At 49.5% G+C, this 17,795-nt stretch carries 17 protein-coding genes and 1 tRNA gene; 2 read left to right on the plus strand and 16 right to left on the minus strand.

Annotated features, from left to right (window positions below):
- Positions 1 to 56: 56 nt before the first annotated feature.
- The 9 genes from purD to clpB form a co-directional block, all read right to left on the minus strand.
- Entirely contained in the window at positions 57 to 1,334 is a 1,278-nt protein-coding gene (purD, locus tag M5E81_RS09580) for a phosphoribosylamine--glycine ligase (RefSeq protein WP_249747384.1), read from the minus strand.
- A gap of 2 nt (positions 1,335 to 1,336) precedes the next feature.
- Positions 1,337 to 1,930, minus strand: a complete 594-nt coding sequence (locus M5E81_RS09585; protein ID WP_249747385.1) for an IMP cyclohydrolase — start codon at positions 1,928 to 1,930, stop codon at positions 1,337 to 1,339.
- Positions 1,927 to 2,532, minus strand: coding sequence for a phosphoribosylglycinamide formyltransferase (purN, locus tag M5E81_RS09590; RefSeq protein WP_009146065.1), 606 nt, complete (start codon positions 2,530 to 2,532; stop codon positions 1,927 to 1,929). Before purN ends, M5E81_RS09585 begins: the two co-directional genes overlap by 4 nt.
- A complete protein-coding gene (purM, locus tag M5E81_RS09595) occupies positions 2,525 to 3,586 on the minus strand; it encodes a phosphoribosylformylglycinamidine cyclo-ligase (RefSeq protein WP_249747386.1) in 1,062 nt (353 codons plus the stop codon). Before purM ends, purN begins: the two co-directional genes overlap by 8 nt.
- A gap of 14 nt (positions 3,587 to 3,600) precedes the next feature.
- Complete coding sequence (gene purF, locus M5E81_RS09600) at positions 3,601 to 5,046, minus strand: amidophosphoribosyltransferase (RefSeq protein ID WP_009146063.1); 1,446 nt, start codon at positions 5,044 to 5,046, stop codon at positions 3,601 to 3,603.
- A 146-nt stretch (positions 5,047 to 5,192) separates the two neighbouring features.
- The gene (purE, locus tag M5E81_RS09605) at positions 5,193 to 5,714 is read right to left on the minus strand and encodes a 5-(carboxyamino)imidazole ribonucleotide mutase (RefSeq protein ID WP_009146062.1); all 522 of its coding nucleotides are present in this window, start codon (positions 5,712 to 5,714) and stop codon (positions 5,193 to 5,195) included.
- 250 nt (positions 5,715 to 5,964) lie between these two features.
- Entirely contained in the window at positions 5,965 to 6,210 is a 246-nt protein-coding gene (locus M5E81_RS09610; protein WP_249748102.1) for a DUF4160 domain-containing protein, read from the minus strand.
- On the minus strand, positions 6,200 to 6,478 hold the full coding sequence (locus M5E81_RS09615) for a hypothetical protein (RefSeq protein WP_249747387.1): 279 nt from the start codon (positions 6,476 to 6,478) through the stop codon (positions 6,200 to 6,202). Before M5E81_RS09615 ends, M5E81_RS09610 begins: the two co-directional genes overlap by 11 nt.
- A 175-nt stretch (positions 6,479 to 6,653) precedes the next feature.
- Positions 6,654 to 9,194: an ATP-dependent chaperone ClpB gene (gene clpB / locus M5E81_RS09620; RefSeq protein WP_009146059.1), complete on the minus strand. Its 2,541-nt coding sequence runs from the start codon at positions 9,192 to 9,194 to the stop codon at positions 6,654 to 6,656.
- A 339-nt stretch (positions 9,195 to 9,533) separates the two neighbouring features.
- On the opposite strand from clpB, the gene M5E81_RS09625 reads away from it, so the two are divergent.
- Positions 9,534 to 9,896, plus strand: coding sequence for a CidA/LrgA family protein (locus M5E81_RS09625; RefSeq protein ID WP_249747388.1), 363 nt, complete (start codon positions 9,534 to 9,536; stop codon positions 9,894 to 9,896).
- Complete coding sequence (locus tag M5E81_RS09630) at positions 9,893 to 10,609, plus strand: LrgB family protein (RefSeq protein ID WP_009146056.1); 717 nt, start codon at positions 9,893 to 9,895, stop codon at positions 10,607 to 10,609. The genes M5E81_RS09625 and M5E81_RS09630 overlap by 4 nt, the downstream gene beginning before the upstream one ends.
- A 64-nt stretch (positions 10,610 to 10,673) precedes the next feature.
- Here M5E81_RS09630 and M5E81_RS09635 read toward each other — a convergent pair whose 3' ends face one another.
- The 7 genes from M5E81_RS09635 to M5E81_RS09665 form a co-directional block, all read right to left on the minus strand.
- Complete coding sequence (locus M5E81_RS09635; RefSeq protein ID WP_040565313.1) at positions 10,674 to 10,934, minus strand: hypothetical protein; 261 nt, start codon at positions 10,932 to 10,934, stop codon at positions 10,674 to 10,676.
- A gap of 142 nt (positions 10,935 to 11,076) precedes the next feature.
- Complete coding sequence (locus tag M5E81_RS09640) at positions 11,077 to 13,434, minus strand: homocysteine S-methyltransferase family protein (protein WP_009146054.1); 2,358 nt, start codon at positions 13,432 to 13,434, stop codon at positions 11,077 to 11,079.
- 16 nt (positions 13,435 to 13,450) lie between these two features.
- Positions 13,451 to 14,089, minus strand: a complete 639-nt coding sequence (locus tag M5E81_RS09645; RefSeq protein ID WP_249747389.1) for a vitamin B12 dependent-methionine synthase activation domain-containing protein — start codon at positions 14,087 to 14,089, stop codon at positions 13,451 to 13,453.
- A gap of 35 nt (positions 14,090 to 14,124) precedes the next feature.
- Complete coding sequence (locus tag M5E81_RS09650) at positions 14,125 to 15,000, minus strand: methylenetetrahydrofolate reductase (protein WP_009146052.1); 876 nt, start codon at positions 14,998 to 15,000, stop codon at positions 14,125 to 14,127.
- Between the two features lie 171 nt (positions 15,001 to 15,171).
- Positions 15,172 to 15,262: transfer RNA gene (locus tag M5E81_RS09655), tRNA-Ser, on the minus strand.
- An 86-nt stretch (positions 15,263 to 15,348) separates the two neighbouring features.
- Positions 15,349 to 15,849: a tRNA adenosine(34) deaminase TadA gene (gene tadA / locus M5E81_RS09660; protein ID WP_009146051.1), complete on the minus strand. Its 501-nt coding sequence runs from the start codon at positions 15,847 to 15,849 to the stop codon at positions 15,349 to 15,351.
- Positions 15,849 to 17,795: an ABC-F family ATP-binding cassette domain-containing protein gene (locus M5E81_RS09665; RefSeq protein ID WP_230197169.1), complete on the minus strand. Its 1,947-nt coding sequence runs from the start codon at positions 17,793 to 17,795 to the stop codon at positions 15,849 to 15,851. Before M5E81_RS09665 ends, tadA begins: the two co-directional genes overlap by 1 nt.

A 17,795-nucleotide genomic window follows, 5' to 3' on the forward strand; every position in this document is an offset into this window, starting at 1 on the left:
ACATAATTACTTGAAAAAATTGCTTTTCTGCGGTCCGAGTAGGTATTTTATCTATTTTACCTCTTTAAGGCTCTCCATGCAATATCTTTTCTGCAAAAAGCGCCATTAAAATTAATTTTTTCTACAGCAGTATATGCACGGTCACGTGCAGCCTTGATATTTGCGTCTACGGCAGTTACACCAAGCACACGTCCGCCGTTGGTAAGAACCTTGGCGCCGTCAGCCTTGGTACCTGCGTGGAATACAACAACGTCTTTATCTGCAGCAGCGTCAGCCAGACCGGTAATTTCCATGCCCTTAGCATAACTTTCGGGATAACCGCCGGAAGCCATTACTACGCATACAGCAGCCTTGTCGTACCAGCCGAAGTCTACCTGAGCAAGAGTGCCGGTAGCGCAGGCCAGCATAATTTCAGCCAAATCGCCGTCAAGCAGAGGCAATACTACCTGAGTTTCTGGGTCACCGAAGCGGCAGTTGAATTCTACAACCTTTACGCTGTCGCCCTTGATCATCAGGCCGGCATAGAGGCAACCCTGATACGGCATTTCTTCTGCTGCCATGGCAGCGATAACGGGCTTCAGAATCAGCTCGGTTGCTTTTAAACGCAGCACGTCGGTCATAACCGGAGCGGGAGCATAGGTGCCCATACCGCCGGTATTAGGACCTTCGTCACCGTCAAATACACGCTTGTGGTCCTGGGAAGCAATCATCGGCACAATGGTTTTGCCGTCGGTAAATGCCAGAAGAGAAGCTTCTTCGCCTTCCATGTATTCTTCCAGAACGAGGCGTGCGCCTGCGTTGCCGAATTTATGGTCAGCCATCATTTCGTCGATAGCGTCAAGTGCTTCCTGTTTAGTCATAGCAACAACAACACCCTTGCCTGCTGCAAGACCGTCAGCCTTAACTACGATAGGCGCACCCTTTTCTTCAACATAAGCCTTGGCAGTTTCGATATCCTCGCAAATTTTGAAGAAAGCGGTAGGAATATTGTATTTTGCCATCAGCTCTTTGGAAAATGCCTTGGAGCCTTCCAGCTGCGCTGCAGCCTTAGAAGGACCGAACACCGGCAGACCGCGGCGTTTGCAAACGTCCGCAAGACCTGCAACAAGCGGTGCTTCCGGACCTACAACAGTCAGGTCAATGCTCTTTTCCTCAGCGTAATCTGCTACGCCCTCCAGATTTTCTACATCCAGAGCAATGCATTCGCATTTAGGCAGCAGTGCCATGCCCGGATTGCCGGGAGCAGCATAAATTTTTTCAACCTTAGGGCTTTGCGCCAGCTTCCACGCTAAAGCGTGTTCGCGGCCGCCGCCACCGATTAATAAAATATTCATGGTTATTTCTCCAGTTGCTTCTTCAGATATTCGCTGATCATTGCATCGTATTCAGCAGTATGAGTGAAGGCTTCCAATGCCAGCTCCTTACGGGTGCGTGCATCAACGTCGCCTTCTTTAGCGAGCATTTCCATTAAGCCGGCATAACGGCTAGGATAGGTTACGATAACAACGTCTTTGAAGTTTTTAGCGCTGGCACGTACCATTGCCGGGCCGCCGATATCAATGTTTTCAATTGCCTCAGCCTCGGTTACGCCGGGTTTGGCAACGGTTTCACGGAAAGGATAGAGGTTAACAACAACCAGGTCAATCGGAGTGATGTCATGCTCAGCCAAAGCCTTCATATGCTCAGGATTGCTGCGTACAGCCAGGATTGCGCCATGAATTTTCGGGTTCAGAGTTTTTACACGGCCGTCCATGATTTCCGGGAAGCCGGTTACATCACTTACATAGGTTACAGGAATGCCTGCTTCCTTAATAACCTTCATGGTGCCGCCGGTAGAAATAATTTCTACACCATTGTCACTCAGGAATTTTGCCAGCTCTACAATGCCGGTTTTATCACTAACGCTTAATAATGCTCTTTTAATTTTCATGCTTTAACCTTTACCTTTCTGCCTTCGATTGTCAGCTTTCCTTCCGCCCAGAGCTTTAAAGCCTCCGGCATTGCGATATGCTCCTGCACCAGAATGCGGTCAGCCAGAGTATCCTCGGTGTCGTCATCCATAACAGGAACAACCTTCTGCAGGATAATCGGGCCGCTGTCAGTGCCTGCATCTACAAAATGAACAGTACAGCCGCTGAATTTTACGCCGTAATCCACAGCCTGCTTCTGTCCGTGCAGACCGGGGAAGCTCGGGAGCAGCGCCGGATGAATGTTAATAATCTTGTGCTGCCATTTATTTACGAAATCAGCGCTCAGAATACGCATGAAGCCTGCGAGAACTACCAGCTCGCAGCCCTCTGCTTCTAAAGCAGCGTTGATTTTTGCTTCAAATTCTTCTTTGGAAGCGCAAGCCTTACGCTCTACGGCAACGGTTTTGATATCGGCCTTTTGCGCACGCTCCAAAGCAAAAGCATCAGGCTTATCGCTGATTACAACCGCGATTTCCAGCGGCAGATAGCCATCAGCGATACGGTCCATAATTGCCTGCAGATTGCTGCCGCGACCGCTTACAAGTACGCCGATTTTATGCACCGAAAACGCCGCCTTTCATAATCGTTTCTTTGTGGCCGGGAACAACCTTGCCCAGCTCATAGAAGGTTTCGCCCTCAGCCTTCAGGTGAGCGCGTACAGCGTCAGCCTCAGACGGGTCAACAACCAATACCATGCCTACGCCCATGTTGAAGGTGCGGTACATTTCAGCCCAGGGCACATTGCCCCATTCCTGCAGCTTTTTGAAGACAACAGGAACTTCCCAAGCCTCGGAATTTACCTCAGCATCGCAGTCTTCGGGCAGAATGCGGGGGATATTATCATAGAAGCCGCCGCCGGTGATGTGCACCATACCGTGCAGGTCGAAGTTTTCAATCAGCGGCAGGCAGGTTTTCGGATACAGACGAGTCGGAGTCAGCAGCTTTTCGCCCAAGGTACAGCCAAATTCCGGAACTTCGGTGTCCATGGTGTAGCCCATAGCCTCAAAGCAGATTTTACGTACGAGGGAGAAGCCGTTGGAATGCACACCGCTGGAAGGCAGGCCCAAAAGCACGTCGCCGGCCTTAACCTTGTCACCGGTAATCATTTTGCTCTTATCAACAACGCCAACGCAGAAGCCTGCGATGTCATATTCGCCTTTGGAGTAGAAGCCGGCCATTTCGGCAGTTTCGCCGCCGATAAGAGCACAGCCGCTTTCCTTGCAGGCATTGGCAACACCCTTAACAATGTTGGCAACCTTTTGGGAATCAACCTTATCTACTGCAATGTAATCCAGGAAGAACAAGGGCTCTGCGCCTTGTACCAGGATATCGTTAACGCACATTGCTACAGCATCCTGACCGATAGTATCATGCTTATCAGCCATGAAAGCCAGCTTCAGTTTAGTACCTACGCCGTCAGTACCGCTGACAAGCACAGGCTCCTTGTATTTGCCGCTGTTTAAAGCAAACAGGCCGCCGAAACCGCCCAGGTCACCGATAACCTCAGGTCTGTAGGTAGCACGTACGCTGTCCTTCATTAATTCTACTGCTTTATTACCAGCATCAATATCTACACCGGCATCAGCATAAGTAAGTTGTTTCTTTTCCTCGCTCATGAGCCTTCCTCCTGTTATTCAATAATGCTTTCAGGTTCTGCTTTGATTACACTATCTGCGTTATCGGGATATTTAGCGCTGAAGCAAGCACAGCACAAACCTTCGGGGTCAATTTTATCAATAGCACGTTTCATGCCATCCATAGAAATATAATGCAGACTGTCTGCCCCAATATAGCGGCAGATTTCATTTTCTGTACAACGTGCCGCAATCAGCTCTTTGCGCTCGGAGGTATCAATACCATAGTAGCAGCTGTCTGTTACCGGGGGAGAAGAAATGCATACATGTACCTCACGTGCGCCTGCCTCCTTCAGCAGTTTAACAATCTTGCCGCTGGTAGTGCCGCGAACGATGGAGTCATCGACCATAACAACGGATTTGCCTTCTACAACGCTGCGAACCGGGTTCAGCTTCAGGCGTACTGCATTAGCACGTTGCTTTTGCGTCGGCTGAATAAAAGTACGGCCTACATAACGGTTTTTGGTAAGGCCTTCCAGGAAGGGAACGCCGGCCTCCATAGCATAGCCGATTGCTGCCGGAGTGCCGCTGTCAGGAACGGAAATAACGATGTCCGGATGGATATCGGGAGTTTCCTTAGCCAGCTCGCGACCCATCTGGATACGTGCATCATATACAGACTGGTTGTCGATGATACTGTCATTACGAGCAAAGTAAACATATTCAAAAATGCAATGCGCAGGCTTTGCCGGTTTGTTTTCAGCCCACATCATGCTGCGAGGTTCGGAGTTATCGCTGTCGATAATAATCATTTCGCCGGGCTTAACATCGCGTACCAGCTCTGCACCAACCAAGTCAAAAGCACAGGATTCGGAAGCAACGCACCAGCCGTTTTCCATTTTGCCGAGAACCAGCGGACGGAAGCCGTAGGGGTCGCGTACAGCGATAATTTTGTTATCAGTCATCAGCAGAATAGCGAAAGCACCTTTAATCTGGTTAACAGCCTCTGCTACACGCTCTTCAATAGTAGGACGCGCACTGTAGGCAATCAAGGTCAATACAACCTCACTGTCAACAGTAGTGTTGAACACAGCGCCTTCCTTAGCCAGGTTAGCACGCAGCTGACCGGCATTAGTCAGGTTACCGTTGTGGCTCAGCGCAAGGTTACCGCCGTCAAAATAAACCTTCAGCGGCTGAATGTTATACGGCATGCTGGCACCGGTTGTGGAATAACGTACGTGGCCGATGGCCGCATAGCCCTGCAAATCAGCAACGCCGTCCTTGAAAACATCGGCAACGAGGCCCATGCCCTTTTTAATTTTCATACGCTCGCCATCAGTTACAACAATACCGGTACTTTCCTGGCCACGATGCTGCAGCGCATACAGGCCCCAATAGGTGTTGAGTGCTACATCTTCATTATGGCTGAAGATACCAAAGACACCGCACTCCTCATGCAGCTTGTCCTCGCTAAAATTTTGCTCCTCGAAAATCTGCTCCACAATTTTTCTCCTTAATTTTAGTTTTTAGTTATCAATTGTCATTTATTAGTGGTTAGTTATAAGTGATCAGTGATCAGTGGTCAGTAATTAGTTATTAATGTTTAGCAGTCAGTTTCTATTCACTATCCACTACTCACTATTCACTATTACAGGTGTAAATCCTTAAACTCCTGCGCAGGAACGCCACGCATGGAAGCCAGCTTTTCACCCTTAGCTCTTACTTCTTCACGCATTGTTGCACGATGCTCTGCCAGCTTTTCTACCAGCTCCGGATATTTTACGGAAAGAATCTGAATTGCGAACAATGCAGCATTCTTAGCACCGTTGATAGCCATCGTTGCAACAGGTACACCGGAAGGCATCTGTACAAAGCTCAGCAGTGCATCCATACCGGCCAACGGTGTTGCATTAATAGGAATACCGATGACAGGAACGGTAGTAAAGGCAGCGATGAAACCACCCAGATGAGCAGCTGCGCCGGCTGCGGCAATAATTACCTCTACGCCACGGTCACGGGCACCCTTAGCAAAGTTCTGTACTACGTCCGGAGTACGGTGAGCGGAAGCAACTACTACTTCAGTTTCAACGCCAAACTCCTTCAGAGTTTTTTCTGCAGCCTCAAGTACAGGCCAGTCAGAATTACTACCCATGATAATTGCAACTTTCATTGAAATCTACCTCCCAAAAATTACTTGTAGAAACAATAAAACCCAAGCAGAAAGCTGTTCAGTTTCGAAATCCTGTGCAAAATCTAACCCGGGTTCTCAATCACTTAAATAATTCACTTTAATTATACCAATCCAACGCGTAAACGTCAAATAAACTGTGAACTTTTTAACAGTTTTTTAGAAAATCGTTCGGAAAACTTCGGGGTAAAGAAAAAAAGCACCTGTCAGACACCAGACAGATGCTAAAAACTCATATACCAAAATGCTTATTCCACTGTTCAATGATTCTCTTTTTGTTCTGAGATACGAAGCGAAGTATTTTCAGCAAATCGGCATCAGGAATTTTGCTTTTATTATGCTCTAAAATAACACGTTCCCCAACCCATATTTTAGTTGCATTTTCAGTAGGCCTGCCTTTACAAACGTGTACGTGAACCGGCTCAACGGCATCACCTGACCAAAAATATATTGTATAACCTAAAAGCTTATACAGCATTGGCAAGATGATCTCCTCCTTCGCGTGCCATCTCCCAAATCAAGGCTGCATTATCAGCAGCAAAATCTTTTAAATCTTCTATTTCATCCTCGCTGTATCCATCAAAAGAAGCTGTATCTAAGTCAGGCAAGGAAATCTGCAAATAGTCAAAGCCGGTATCTACAGGACGTTCAAAATAAACATCAATATGCTCACCGTTCTTATCCTTGCGTATATCATTAAAAGTAACAAGTGTTCCATCAGCGAATTCTACATATGTATATTTCATTTTGCTCACCTCGTTTTATAAACATCATACATTGGCAACTCATTAACTGAATATCTCTTTTAATTGTATCATTTCCCAACCTGCTGAGCAATAATAAGCCTAATATATATATTAGAAAAAGCGCCCTCCGCCGCCGCTTTCACGGCAGCAGAGGGCGCTTAAACCCAAAGCTGTTTTATTTTACGACAACGTTAATTGCATCGTTTACCAATACAACCTCAACCTTATCGCCATTTTTTATTTCACCTGCAACAATCTTCTTGCCCAGGATGTTTTCAACAGTGTGGACAATCAGACGTTTCAACGGACGAGCACCGAAGGCAGGATCAAAGCCGGCCTTTGCCAAGAAAGCGACAGCCTCGTCGGTATAAGTAAGCGTCAGTTCCAGCTGCTTATTCAGACGGTCACCCAGCTCACGCAGTACCAGTTTAACGATTTCCTTAATCTGTTCTGCCTGCAGCGGTTTGAACACAACAATGTCATCAACACGGTTCAGGAATTCCGGACGGAAGAAGTTCATCAGCATCTGCTGAATCTTTTCTCTATCCATAGAGCCCTGCGCTTTCATAATCTCGTTGCTGCCAAGGTTACTGGTCATGATAATCAAGGTATTCTTGAAGTCAACGATACGGCCTTTACCATCAGTCAGACGGCCATCGTCCAGAACCTGCAGCAATACGTTAAAGACATCTGCATGTGCCTTTTCGATTTCGTCCAACAGGATTACGCTGTACGGATGACGGCGTACAGCCTCGGTCAGCTGACCGCCTTCATCATAGCCGACGTATCCCGGAGGCGCACCGATCAGACGAGATACGGTATGCTTCTCCATGTATTCGCTCATATCGATACGCACCATGTTGCGTTCATCATCAAAGAGCACCTCGGCCAAGGTCTTAGCCAGCTCGGTTTTGCCGACACCGGTAGGACCAAGGAAGATAAAGGAACCAATCGGACGATTAGGATCCTTGATACCGGCACGCGCACGGATAACAGCCTCGCTGACAGCCTTTACTGCTTCATCCTGACCGATAACATGCTCGTGCAGGATTTCCTCCAGGTGAACCAGTTTAGCACGTTCACCGGTACCTAAGCGGGCAACAGGAATGCCGGTCCAGGTGCTGACAACCTTAGCGATATCCTCTTCGTCTACCTCTTCCTTGAGCATAACATTGTCATTGCCGTTTTCATCCTTCTTGGACAAAGCAGCCAATTCCTTCTGCAGCTCAGGCAGACGACCGTATTTCAATTCAGCCATTTTATTCAGGTCATAGTCGCGCTCAGCCTGCTCCATCTGGTTTTTCACAGCATCAATTTCCTTCTTTACCTCACGTACACGGGCAATGGAAGCCTTTTCTGCATCCCAGCGTTTAACAAGCTCGTCATTTTCCTTACGCAGTTTTGCCAGCTCCTCGTTCAGCTTAGCCAAACGGTCTTTGGACTGAGCATCCTCCTCTTTGCCCAAAGCCTGAGCTTCGATTTCCAGCTGCAGGATACGACGTTTGCTTTCATCCAGCTCGGTCGGCAGCGAATCAATTTCGGTACGCAGACGGGCAGCAGCCTCATCTACCAGGTCAATAGCCTTATCAGGTAAGAAACGGTCATTAATATAACGGTTAGAAAGCACAGCAGCAGCAACCAGGGCAGCGTCTTTAATGCGCACGCCATGATGTACCTCATAACGTTCACGCAGGCCACGCAGGATGGAAATTGTATCTTCAACGCTCGGCTCCTTAACCATTACCGGCTGAAAACGACGCTCCAGCGCACTGTCCTTTTCAATATACTTACGATATTCGTTCAGTGTAGTTGCACCTATGCAGCGCAGCTCGCCGCGCGCCAGCATCGGCTTCAGGATGTTGCCTGCATCCATAGCGCCTTCGGCAGCACCGGCACCGACAACGGTATGCAGTTCATCAATAAACATGATAATCTGACCGGCGCTTTCGCTGACAGCCTTCAATACTTTTTTCAGACGCTCTTCGAATTCACCACGGTATTTGGCACCGGCAACCAAAGCCGCCAGGTCCAGAGCATACAGGGTTTTATTCTTCAGGCTTTCCGGTACATCGCCGGCAATAATACGTCTTGCCAGACCTTCGACGATGGCAGTTTTACCAACGCCAGGTTCACCGATAAGCACCGGATTATTTTTCTTACGACGCGAAAGGATTTCAATCGTACGACGGATTTCCTCATCACGGCCGATTACCGGGTCCAGCTTGCCGTCTTTAGCTTTAGCTGTCAGATCCTGGCCGTATTTTTCCAGCGTCTTTTTAGTTTCATCATTTGCTTCGCTATTTTGATACTGCATAAATGCCGCCTCAACTTTTTTCTTATCTATACCATATTTACGGAAGAGTGATACAACATCGCTGTCACCGTCACTGGCCATAGCTGCAACCAGCTGACCGATGCCGATTTCTTCCTTACTTTGTCCCAGAATAGCCATTACTCTGGCAAAGCCGGTACCCATCATCAGCTGACGGTCCTGACCTTTAACTCCGGGGATTTTTTGTACTAAAGCCTTAGCATCCTTGCTGAAAGCATTTTCATCAATGTGCAGGCTCTGCAGCAAATATTTAAAGAAGCCGTCGCTGCCGCACAATGCTGCCAGAACATGTGCCGTTGTCAGCTCCTGGTGATAGTTCATAACTGCCTGCTGCTGAGCAGCCTCTAAGATAGCCTTTACCTCTTCACTGTAGCGTTCATTCATCACGCTGCACCTCCTTCTATCAGGTTCAATAGCGGTCAATAACCGAATGGCGTTGACTCTTTGCCATTTTCGGACCACTATTCACTTTCTAATTGCTATTATATCAGTAAAAGTCAAAAAGTCAAATGATTTTCTGTGTTAATTCAGTGAAAAATCACCGTCATTTTGTTGACAGATTGTTAGCTTTGTGGCAATATTAATAGCATGTCGTTCTGTCGGCCAAGTACTCTTAACCCCAAAGACCATCGGCTCACCCCAGCCGTTTTGACCTTTATGCGTACTTCCACCAACAGGTCTATAATAATAGTATTTGTCATGTTTTTATGAGGAGGAAACAACATGTCACCCACCAGCTTATTGCGCGGTATCGCCTTTTTACTGCTTTTGCAATGGGTATCCACGCTCATCATCAACGCCCTCGGCGTACCCTTTCCGCCCGCTCTTTTGGGAATGCTGATTTTAACGGCACTTCTCTGCGGCAACGTTATTCCGGCAAGCTCCATCGAGGGAATCTGCGATATCCTGATTTCCAAAATGGGTATGCTGTTTTTACCGGCAGGCGTCAGCGTTATATTATATGCAGATGTTATCAAAGCTGAGCTGTTGCCCATTACTGTTACCATTGTTGTCTGCAGCATTGTCGTTCTGAGCGTTACAGCCTTCTTTATCGAAGCAATGCTTAAAGGAAAGGAGAGTCAATGATGCTTTTTCCTGACGTTTTACTTAACTCACCGCTCTTTGGCATAGGTCTGACGGTCATCCTGTATGTTATCAGCGAAATCATCATCGACCGCTTCAGCCTGAACATCATTCCGCCCTTCGTTATCGCCTGCCCTCTGGTCATCGCTGTCATCGTTCTGGCGCCAGGCGTAGAGTACAAGCAGTACGAAGCAGGTGCGGAATTCATAAACTTTCTTTTAGGACCGGCAACCATCGCTCTGGCCCTGCCCCTGTACAAGAACCGTGAACTTATCATGGCCAAGGCCGGTGCTATCGCCGGCGGCGTTACGTTGGCAACGCTTTCGGCTATCATAGTCGTTTACTTCTGCGGCAAGGCCATGGGTACCAGCGAGCAGGTTCTGCTTTCGCTCATTCCCAAATCCATTACGACGCCAATCGCCATTGATGTTTCCAAAACAATCGGCGGTATTCCGGCGTTGACTACAGCTGCTGTTATCTTCACCGGCATGCTGGGAGCAACCTTCAATCACAAGCTGCTGCGCCTTTTGGGAATCAAAAACCATTTGGCTGCCGGTCTTGCTATCGGCGCCTCCAGCCACGGCCTCGGCACCAGCGTCTGCGCCAATGTCAGCCCCGTTCAGCTGGCCATCGGCGGTGTAGCGATTGCCCTTACCGGCATCAGCACCTCTATCCTGGCACCGATTTTACTGCCGATTTTAAAAAGCATCTGGTAAGCAGATAAAGCAAAAGCCCAAATTCTCACATACATTTCATGTGGGAATTCGGGCTTTTTTGTTTTTAGAGATGCGGAATAATCCCGCGCAGTTCGGAAAAGATTACTGCCGCCTTATCCGCAGGATATACGCTGCACGGCAGCTTCCGCAAATCCTCGGTGCGCCAGCCTTTGTTTTCCTCCGCCAGCTTGGCCAGCGCTTCTTCCAAATCATGTGCCAGCACAACAGCAATCGCATCAAGATAAAATTCGCTGTTGACGCAGGGCTCGTCAATCATACTGTGGCTGTGATATGTTTTGTTGTGTCGCCAAACGTAAATGTTCATGCAGCATCCCTCCGTTCATGGTGATATTTGTTTAATTCTTGGGAGGGAGCAGTTTTTCCTGCTTAATGACCAAAAAGTCGAAACTCCGTAAAAAAGGACTACCACGCTAAGCATGATAGTCCTCAAATCATCTGTATATAAATTATTTGCCTAAGATTTCGTTGACGTAGTTTACCGCACTGACAGCGTTCGGCGCATAATGCTCGGCACCGATGGTGTCAGCGTATTCCTGCGTGAGCACCGCACCGCCGACAACAACCTGACAGTCACATTCATTATGCAACGCAGCAATAGTTTCTTCCATTGCGCCTACTGTAGTAGTCATCAATGCAGACAAGCCGACAACCTTGGCATCTGTTTTCTTGGCTGCCTCTACAACTGCTTCCACAGGCACGTCCTTGCCCAAGTCAAGCACGCGATAGCCGTAATTTTCCAACAGTACCTTAACGATGTTTTTGCCGATATCGTGGATATCGCCATGGACAGTAGCGATAATTACTGTTTCTCCCTGCGTTTCGCCCACGCCGACAGCCTCGCGGATAACCTCAAAGGCTGCCTTCGCCGCATCCGCGCTCATCAGAAGCTGCGGCAGGAAGAGAGTTTTCTTTTCAAAGCCATGACCGACAAAATCAAGCGCAGGAATCATATATTTGTTAATGATATCCAACGGCTTTTCGCTTTCCAGAGCCTTGGCTGCGGCCTGACGCGCAGGTCCCTGCAGTCCTTTGACAATGGCATCGTAAAGACCCATTTCGCTTACTGTTGTTGCTGCAGCCTTCGGTGCATCTGCATAATGCTGTACATATTCCTTGCAGCCCTCGTCATAGCCTGCCAGCGCACGATACCCGTAATAAGCATCCATCATCGGCTTGCTCTGCGGATTGATGATGCCGCAGGAAAGGCCTGCTGCCATTGCCATGCTGAAGAAGGTGCTGTTGACAGCATCACGTCCGGGAAGACCGAACGAAATGTTGGAAACACCCATAACAGTGTTGATGCCGCGTGCCTTCATCGTGCGGATAACCTCACAGGCAATCGCCGCATTTTCGGCACCGGTGGAAATAGTCAGTGCCAGCGGGTCTACAACTATATTGCGGCTTTCAATGCCGTATTCGGCCGCACGGGCGATAATTTTTTCAGCCACGGCAATACGTCCTGCTGCAGTAGCGGGAATACCGCTGTCGTCAAGACACAGTGCAACCAGCACAGCGCCGTATTTTTTAGCCAGCGGCAGAACATGCTGCAGGCTGTCCTCCTTACCATTGACGGAATTAAGCATAGGCTTGCCGTTATAGAGGCGCAGCGCTCTTTCCATTGCTTCGTAATTAGATGTATCAATCTGCAGCGGCGTATCGGTAATCGCCTGCAGCGCCGGCACAGCCTTCGCAGCCATTGCCGCTTCGTCAATACCCGGCGTGCCTACGTTAACGTCCAGAATCTGTGCGCCCACGCCAATCTGCTCCAGACCAAGACGGCACACATAATCAAGGTCACCGTTTACCAGTGCTTCCTTCAAACGTTTTTTGCCGGTAGGATTGATGCGTTCGCCGATAATTACAGGACCTTCACCCAAATGTACTGCTTTGCCGTAGGAGGATACCGCAGTCAGACGGCAATCACGCGTACCACCCGGCTGCAGAGTTTTGCATTTGGCAATCATCTGCGCAATATGCTCCGGCGTTGTACCGCAGCAGCCGCCTACAATGCTTGCGCCCTTGCCTGCGAGCTCGTACATCAGCTCCGCATATTCCTCCGGTCCGACATCAAAGCAGGTTTTGCCGTCACGCTGCACCGGCAGTCCGGCATTAGGATTGATAATCAGCGGCAGGCTGGTTGCTTCCAGCATTTGCGGGAATAGCTTGCCCACCTGCACCGGTCCCAAACCGCAGTTAAAGCCGATGGCATCTACGCCCAGACCTTCGCACATCAAAGCGGCAGCCTCAACCGTAGCACCGGTCAACAGCTTGCCATCCTCGTCAAAGGTCATGGTCACGCAAATCGGCAAATCACAGTTTTCCTTAGATGCCAGAACCGCAGCCTTGATTTCGTAGGTGTCGCTCATTGTTTCGATAAGAATCAGATCCGCACCGGCAGCAGCGCCGTAGCGTACCATTTCGCCGTAGGCTTCTACTGCCTTTTCAAAGGGCAAATCGCCATAAGGAGCCAACAGCTTCCCTGTCGGTCCCAAATTCAGCGCAACAAATTTATTTTCCCTGCCACCGCAGGCCTTCTTGGCAATCGCCACAGCCGCTTCGATGGTTTCCTTGCAATCCAGTCCGGAGCCTGCCAGCTTCAACGGATTAGCGCCGAAGGTATTGGATTTTACGATATTGGAGCCTACATCAAGATAACTGCGATGCACAGCCTCTACAATATCGGGGTGTGTAAAATTCCAGCTTTCGGGCAGCTCACCCGGCTGCAGACCGCGTGCCTGCAGCTGTGTGCCGGTAGCACCATCAAAGAACAGCATTTGCTTGCCTAACAATTCCTTAAAATTCATAAATTAAATCTTCTCCTCAAACTTTCTTAATATCAGTATCTCTGTAAGGACAGTTTATATTACTGCAGGTCATACATTTATTCTGCACGCAGGCAGCATCTTCCGATAAGCCGATGATTGCCGTTACCGACTTCGACGGAGCCATCATCAGTCCGTCCGTCAGCGTCAGGCCGATGCGTTTGGCACAGTTCAGCACTGCAAACAGCTGACGCTGCTCCTCCAGCGGCCAATCACCATAGCCCGGCGAAAAACGCGGACGCTGCAGCAGACCGCCTGTTTCAGCCTGCGCCTGTACCTCATCGCAATAGCGTTCAATCAGCGCCGCTGCCACGGCCTGAGCCGCCGCGCCTTCAGCAACGCTGATAAGCGCCAGGCGACGAATGGCTGCGTCTACCCTGCTGCCGAGCGTTGCCCCCATAAGCAGCACCGTGTTGCAGCCCTTCAAATGGCGCGCCAGTGCACGCGAATGAAAGCGCACGCCGCAGTCCAGCGTTACGCCTGCTTCATCTGCCGTTATCGCATGCTTTTGCAGGATATAACGCGCCTGCACCTCATTGCGCAGCTTCAGATAAACCGTATCCACTAAAATTTCTGCTGCCTTATCTCCCGGCTTGGCCCGCAGATAGCGCAGCGCTTCCTTTTGCTTAAATTCCATAACAACAACCTTAAATTTTGCGCCGTAGCGCAGGACTATTTATCTACAATCTCTCCGAGATTATTCATAATACCGGCAAAAATTTCCGGCTTGTTCATCGTGTAGATATGTACATTGTCAAAACCATTAGCAATCAAATCAATAATTTGACCGGTAGCATAGGCGATACCTGCCTGCTTCAGTGCCTCCGGCTTATCGGCAAACTTTTCTACCATCGCACGGAACTGCGGCGGCAGCTTAGTACCGCTCAGCTGGCAGATGCGGATAATCTGCTTAGCATTCGTCACCGGCATAATGCCCGGCACCACCGGCACATTGATGCCCGCACGCAGAAGGCGGAACATATAGTTATACAAAATCGTATTATCAAAAAACATCTGTGTCACCAAAAAGTCAACACCTGCATCCACCTTGTACTTGGTGTTTTCTATATCCTTTTCCAGCGAACCCGATTCGGGATGGCCTTCGGGATAAGCAGCACCGCCAACACAGAAATCACCCTGCTGCTTTACAAACCGCATCAGCTCACTGGCATGAGCAAAGCTGCCGATTTCCTCGCCCTGCATATCTGCCGGGATATCGCCGCGCAGCGCCAGAATATTTTTTACGCCAAAGCCCTGCAGCTGTCCAAGTACCTCTGCCAGCTTTGCTTCATCAGCCTTTACACAAGTCAGATGAGCCAGAGCCGGCATGCCGTTATCCTCTACTTTTTTGGCCAGTGCTGCCGAATAGCCTACCGTGCTGCCGCCTGCGCCATAGGTGACGCTCATATAGGACGGCGTGCTGGCTGCAATTTTGTTGACAATCTCCAGACTGTTTTGCAGCTCTGCTCCCTGCTTAGGCGGAAACAGCTCGCACGACAGATGAATTTTACCGTTTTTTAAGATATCAATTATTTTTTCCGATGTCATATTTATCCCCCAAAATCAAAAGCATTCGTATGACATTTTAACAGTTAGCGACATCTTTGGCAAACAAAAAGCAGAAGAATTTAACTAATAAGCGATAAAACCTACTAAAATGATAAATATGTTACACACTAAAAATCCCGCAGCCGGATAAGCTGCGGGATTGAATTTCGTTGGCGGAGACGGTGGGATTCGAACCCACGTGCCGCGCAAACGGCAAACTGATTTCGAGTCAGCCGCGTTATGACCACTTCGCTACGTCTCCATTATTCTGTTATGGCGAAATATTCGCATCAGATTAACATTAATATTATATAAGAAAAATCCTGTCTTGGCAACCGCCTGACGAAATTATTCCTGCGGCGCACCGGCTTCACTCTTGCGCTTCGCCTTGTTTTCCTGACGGCGACGGCGGAAAAAGTCGCGCATTACCTGCGCGCATTCCTCCTCACAGATGCCGCTGATAACTTCAGCGCAGTGATTGAGATTAGGATTCGTAATAATATTGAAAATTGATTCCGCACCGCCGGCCTTCACATCATGACAGCCGTAAACAACGCGGTCGACACGGCCGTTGACAATGGCACCGCTGCACATCGGGCAGGGCTCAACGGTAACGTAAAGCGCACAACCGCTCAGACGCCAGCGCCCCAGGCGCTCGCAGGCCTCGCGGATGACAATGACCTCAGCGTGCGCCGTTGCGTCATGCCACGTTTCACGCATATTGTGCGCGGCGGCGATAACCTCACCTGTTGTCATATCCGCCAGTACCGCGCCGATAGGAATTTCACCAAGCTCTGCGGCCTTGCGTGCCTCAGCCAGTGCCAGCTGCATATACTTTTTATCTTCCATCAGGCATCCTCCGCCGCTTCCATCAGCAGCTCCCATTTTTCCATCAGCTCAGCAATGGTTTGCTCGTATTCCTCATGCTCTGCTGCCATCGCTGCGCTATGCTCTGGACTGGTGTGATTTGCCGGGTCCGCCATCTGCTTTTCCAAAAGGCCCATCATGGCCTCCTGCTCACGAATCTGCAGCTCTACCTTGGGCAACAGTCGTGCAGCCTCGTCCGGACTGTAACGACGTTTTTTATCCTCTTGCTTTTTCTCCTTTACCGGCGCTGCTGCAGTCTGTTGCTGCTTTTTAGCCTGTGCCTCCGCATAGGCTGCAGCCTTTTCCGCTTCCTCCTGTGCCTGCGCCAAAGCAGCAGCCTTTTTCTGTTTTTCTTCGAGGTAGAAATCGTAGTTACCCTTATAGTCCTTAACCTCTAAATCTTCAATTTCCCAGATGCGGTCGGCAACCTCGTTGACAAAGTAACGGTCATGGCTGACTACCAGCACTGTGCCGTCAAAGGATTCCAACGCGGCCTCTACTGCTTCGCGTGCCATAATATCCAGATGGTTTGTCGGTTCGTCAAGCACCAGACAGTTAGCACCGTCCAACACCAGCTTCAGCAGCACCAGGCGTGCCTTCTGACCGCCGCTCAGCTCGCCGATTTTTTTGAACACATCATCACCGTGGAACAGCATGCCGCCAAGCATAGAGCGTGTATACTCTTCCGTAAAGCCGTATTCAACAACAAAGTTTTCCAACAGCGTCTGCTCCGGGTTTAAGCGCTCATAGCTCTGCGAAAAATAACCGATCTGCACTCTGCTGCCAATCTTGGCCTTGCCCTTCAGCGGTGCAATTTCGCCCAAGATAGTACGCAGCAGCGTCGTCTTGCCGGTACCGTTGGCACCCAAAAGCGCTGCCTTTTCACCGCGGCGTAGTGTAAGGTTAATACCTTTGGCCAGTATCTTCTCGCCGTAGCCGATGGTCAGGTCCTCCATAATCAGCACTCTGTCCGCACATTCGGCAGCCGGCGGCAAACGCAGCTCAAACTCCTCATGCTGCACCGGCGCATCAATACGCTCCAGACGGTCGAGCTGTGACTGACGACCACGCGCCATTTTACTCTTGATGCCTGCCTTGAAGCGACGGATATATGCCTCGGTGCGCGCAATATAATCCTGCTGCGCATTATAGGCAGCAGTCAGCGTACTGCTCTGAATCGCCTTCTGCTCCAGATAGCGGGTGTAATTGCCCTTAAAGGATTGCAGCTTGCCGCCCTCCATTTCCATAATGCGCATAGCAACATTATCGAGGAAGGCACGGTCATGGCTGACAACGAGCAGACCGCCCTTAAATTCCTGCAAATACTTTTCCAGCCACTGCGTCATTACAATATCTAAATGGTTCGTCGGTTCGTCCAGAATCATAAAGTCGGGATTACGCACCAGTGCCGCCGCCAGCATCAGACGTGTTTTCTGACCGCCGCTCAGCGTTGCCGCATCATGCTGCCACCAATCCTCGGTATAGCCCAACCCGATAAGCACACGCTTAATGCGGTTTTCGTAATTATAGCCGTCAATAAATTCGTAGCGCTTAAGTACGCGTCCGTACTCCTCCAGGCAGCTGTCCAGCTTTTCGCCCTGCAGCTTGCCGGAATCAGCCTCAAGCTGTGCCAGCTTTTGGCGCAGGCTGCCGATTTCCGGGCAGGCTGTCTGCATAAACTGCCAGATAGTACCTCTGATATCGGTAAAGCCCTGCTGTACATAGCCCACGCTGATACCGGGTTCAAATTTTACCGCACCGCTGTCAACCCATTCAGGCTGCAGCAGGCAACGCAGCAGCGTAGTCTTGCCGCTGCCGTTGACGCCGACAAGGCCAACGTGCTCGCCTTGCTCCACCATGAAGCTGACGTCTTTAAATATTTCATGAATGCCAAATGCTTTGGCGATTTTATCTACTACTAATTGCAT

It is taken from the genome of Phascolarctobacterium succinatutens, from assembly GCF_023497905.1.
GTDB lineage: Bacteria > Bacillota > Negativicutes > Acidaminococcales > Acidaminococcaceae > Phascolarctobacterium_A > Phascolarctobacterium_A succinatutens.

Excerpts from the sequence above, each read along its gene's own strand:
- M5E81_RS09610 (WP_249748102.1), bottom strand. The coding sequence starts at position 6,210 with ATGCTGTATAAGCTTTTAGGTTATACAATATATTTTTGGTCAGGTGAT.
- purM (WP_249747386.1), bottom strand. The coding sequence starts at position 3,586 with ATGAGCGAGGAAAAGAAACAACTTACTTATGCTGATGCCGGTGTAGAT.
- M5E81_RS09650 (WP_009146052.1), bottom strand. The coding sequence starts at position 15,000 with ATGACATCGGAAAAAATAATTGATATCTTAAAAAACGGTAAAATTCAT.
- clpB (WP_009146059.1), bottom strand. The coding sequence starts at position 9,194 with ATGAATGAACGCTACAGTGAAGAGGTAAAGGCTATCTTAGAGGCTGCT.
- tadA (WP_009146051.1), bottom strand. The coding sequence starts at position 15,849 with ATGGAAGATAAAAAGTATATGCAGCTGGCACTGGCTGAGGCACGCAAG.
- M5E81_RS09665 (WP_230197169.1), bottom strand. The coding sequence starts at position 17,795 with ATGCAATTAGTAGTAGATAAAATCGCCAAAGCATTTGGCATTCATGAA.
- M5E81_RS09630 (WP_009146056.1), top strand. The coding sequence starts at position 9,893 with ATGATGCTTTTTCCTGACGTTTTACTTAACTCACCGCTCTTTGGCATA.
- purD (WP_249747384.1), bottom strand. The coding sequence starts at position 1,334 with ATGAATATTTTATTAATCGGTGGCGGCGGCCGCGAACACGCTTTAGCG.
- M5E81_RS09615 (WP_249747387.1), bottom strand. The coding sequence starts at position 6,478 with ATGAAATATACATATGTAGAATTCGCTGATGGAACACTTGTTACTTTT.
- M5E81_RS09635 (WP_040565313.1), bottom strand. The coding sequence starts at position 10,934 with ATGAACATTTACGTTTGGCGACACAACAAAACATATCACAGCCACAGT.
- M5E81_RS09645 (WP_249747389.1), bottom strand. The coding sequence starts at position 14,089 with ATGGAATTTAAGCAAAAGGAAGCGCTGCGCTATCTGCGGGCCAAGCCG.
- M5E81_RS09640 (WP_009146054.1), bottom strand. The coding sequence starts at position 13,434 with ATGAATTTTAAGGAATTGTTAGGCAAGCAAATGCTGTTCTTTGATGGT.
- M5E81_RS09625 (WP_249747388.1), top strand. The coding sequence starts at position 9,534 with ATGTCACCCACCAGCTTATTGCGCGGTATCGCCTTTTTACTGCTTTTG.
- purE (WP_009146062.1), bottom strand. The coding sequence starts at position 5,714 with ATGAAAGTTGCAATTATCATGGGTAGTAATTCTGACTGGCCTGTACTT.
- M5E81_RS09585 (WP_249747385.1), bottom strand. The coding sequence starts at position 1,930 with ATGAAAATTAAAAGAGCATTATTAAGCGTTAGTGATAAAACCGGCATT.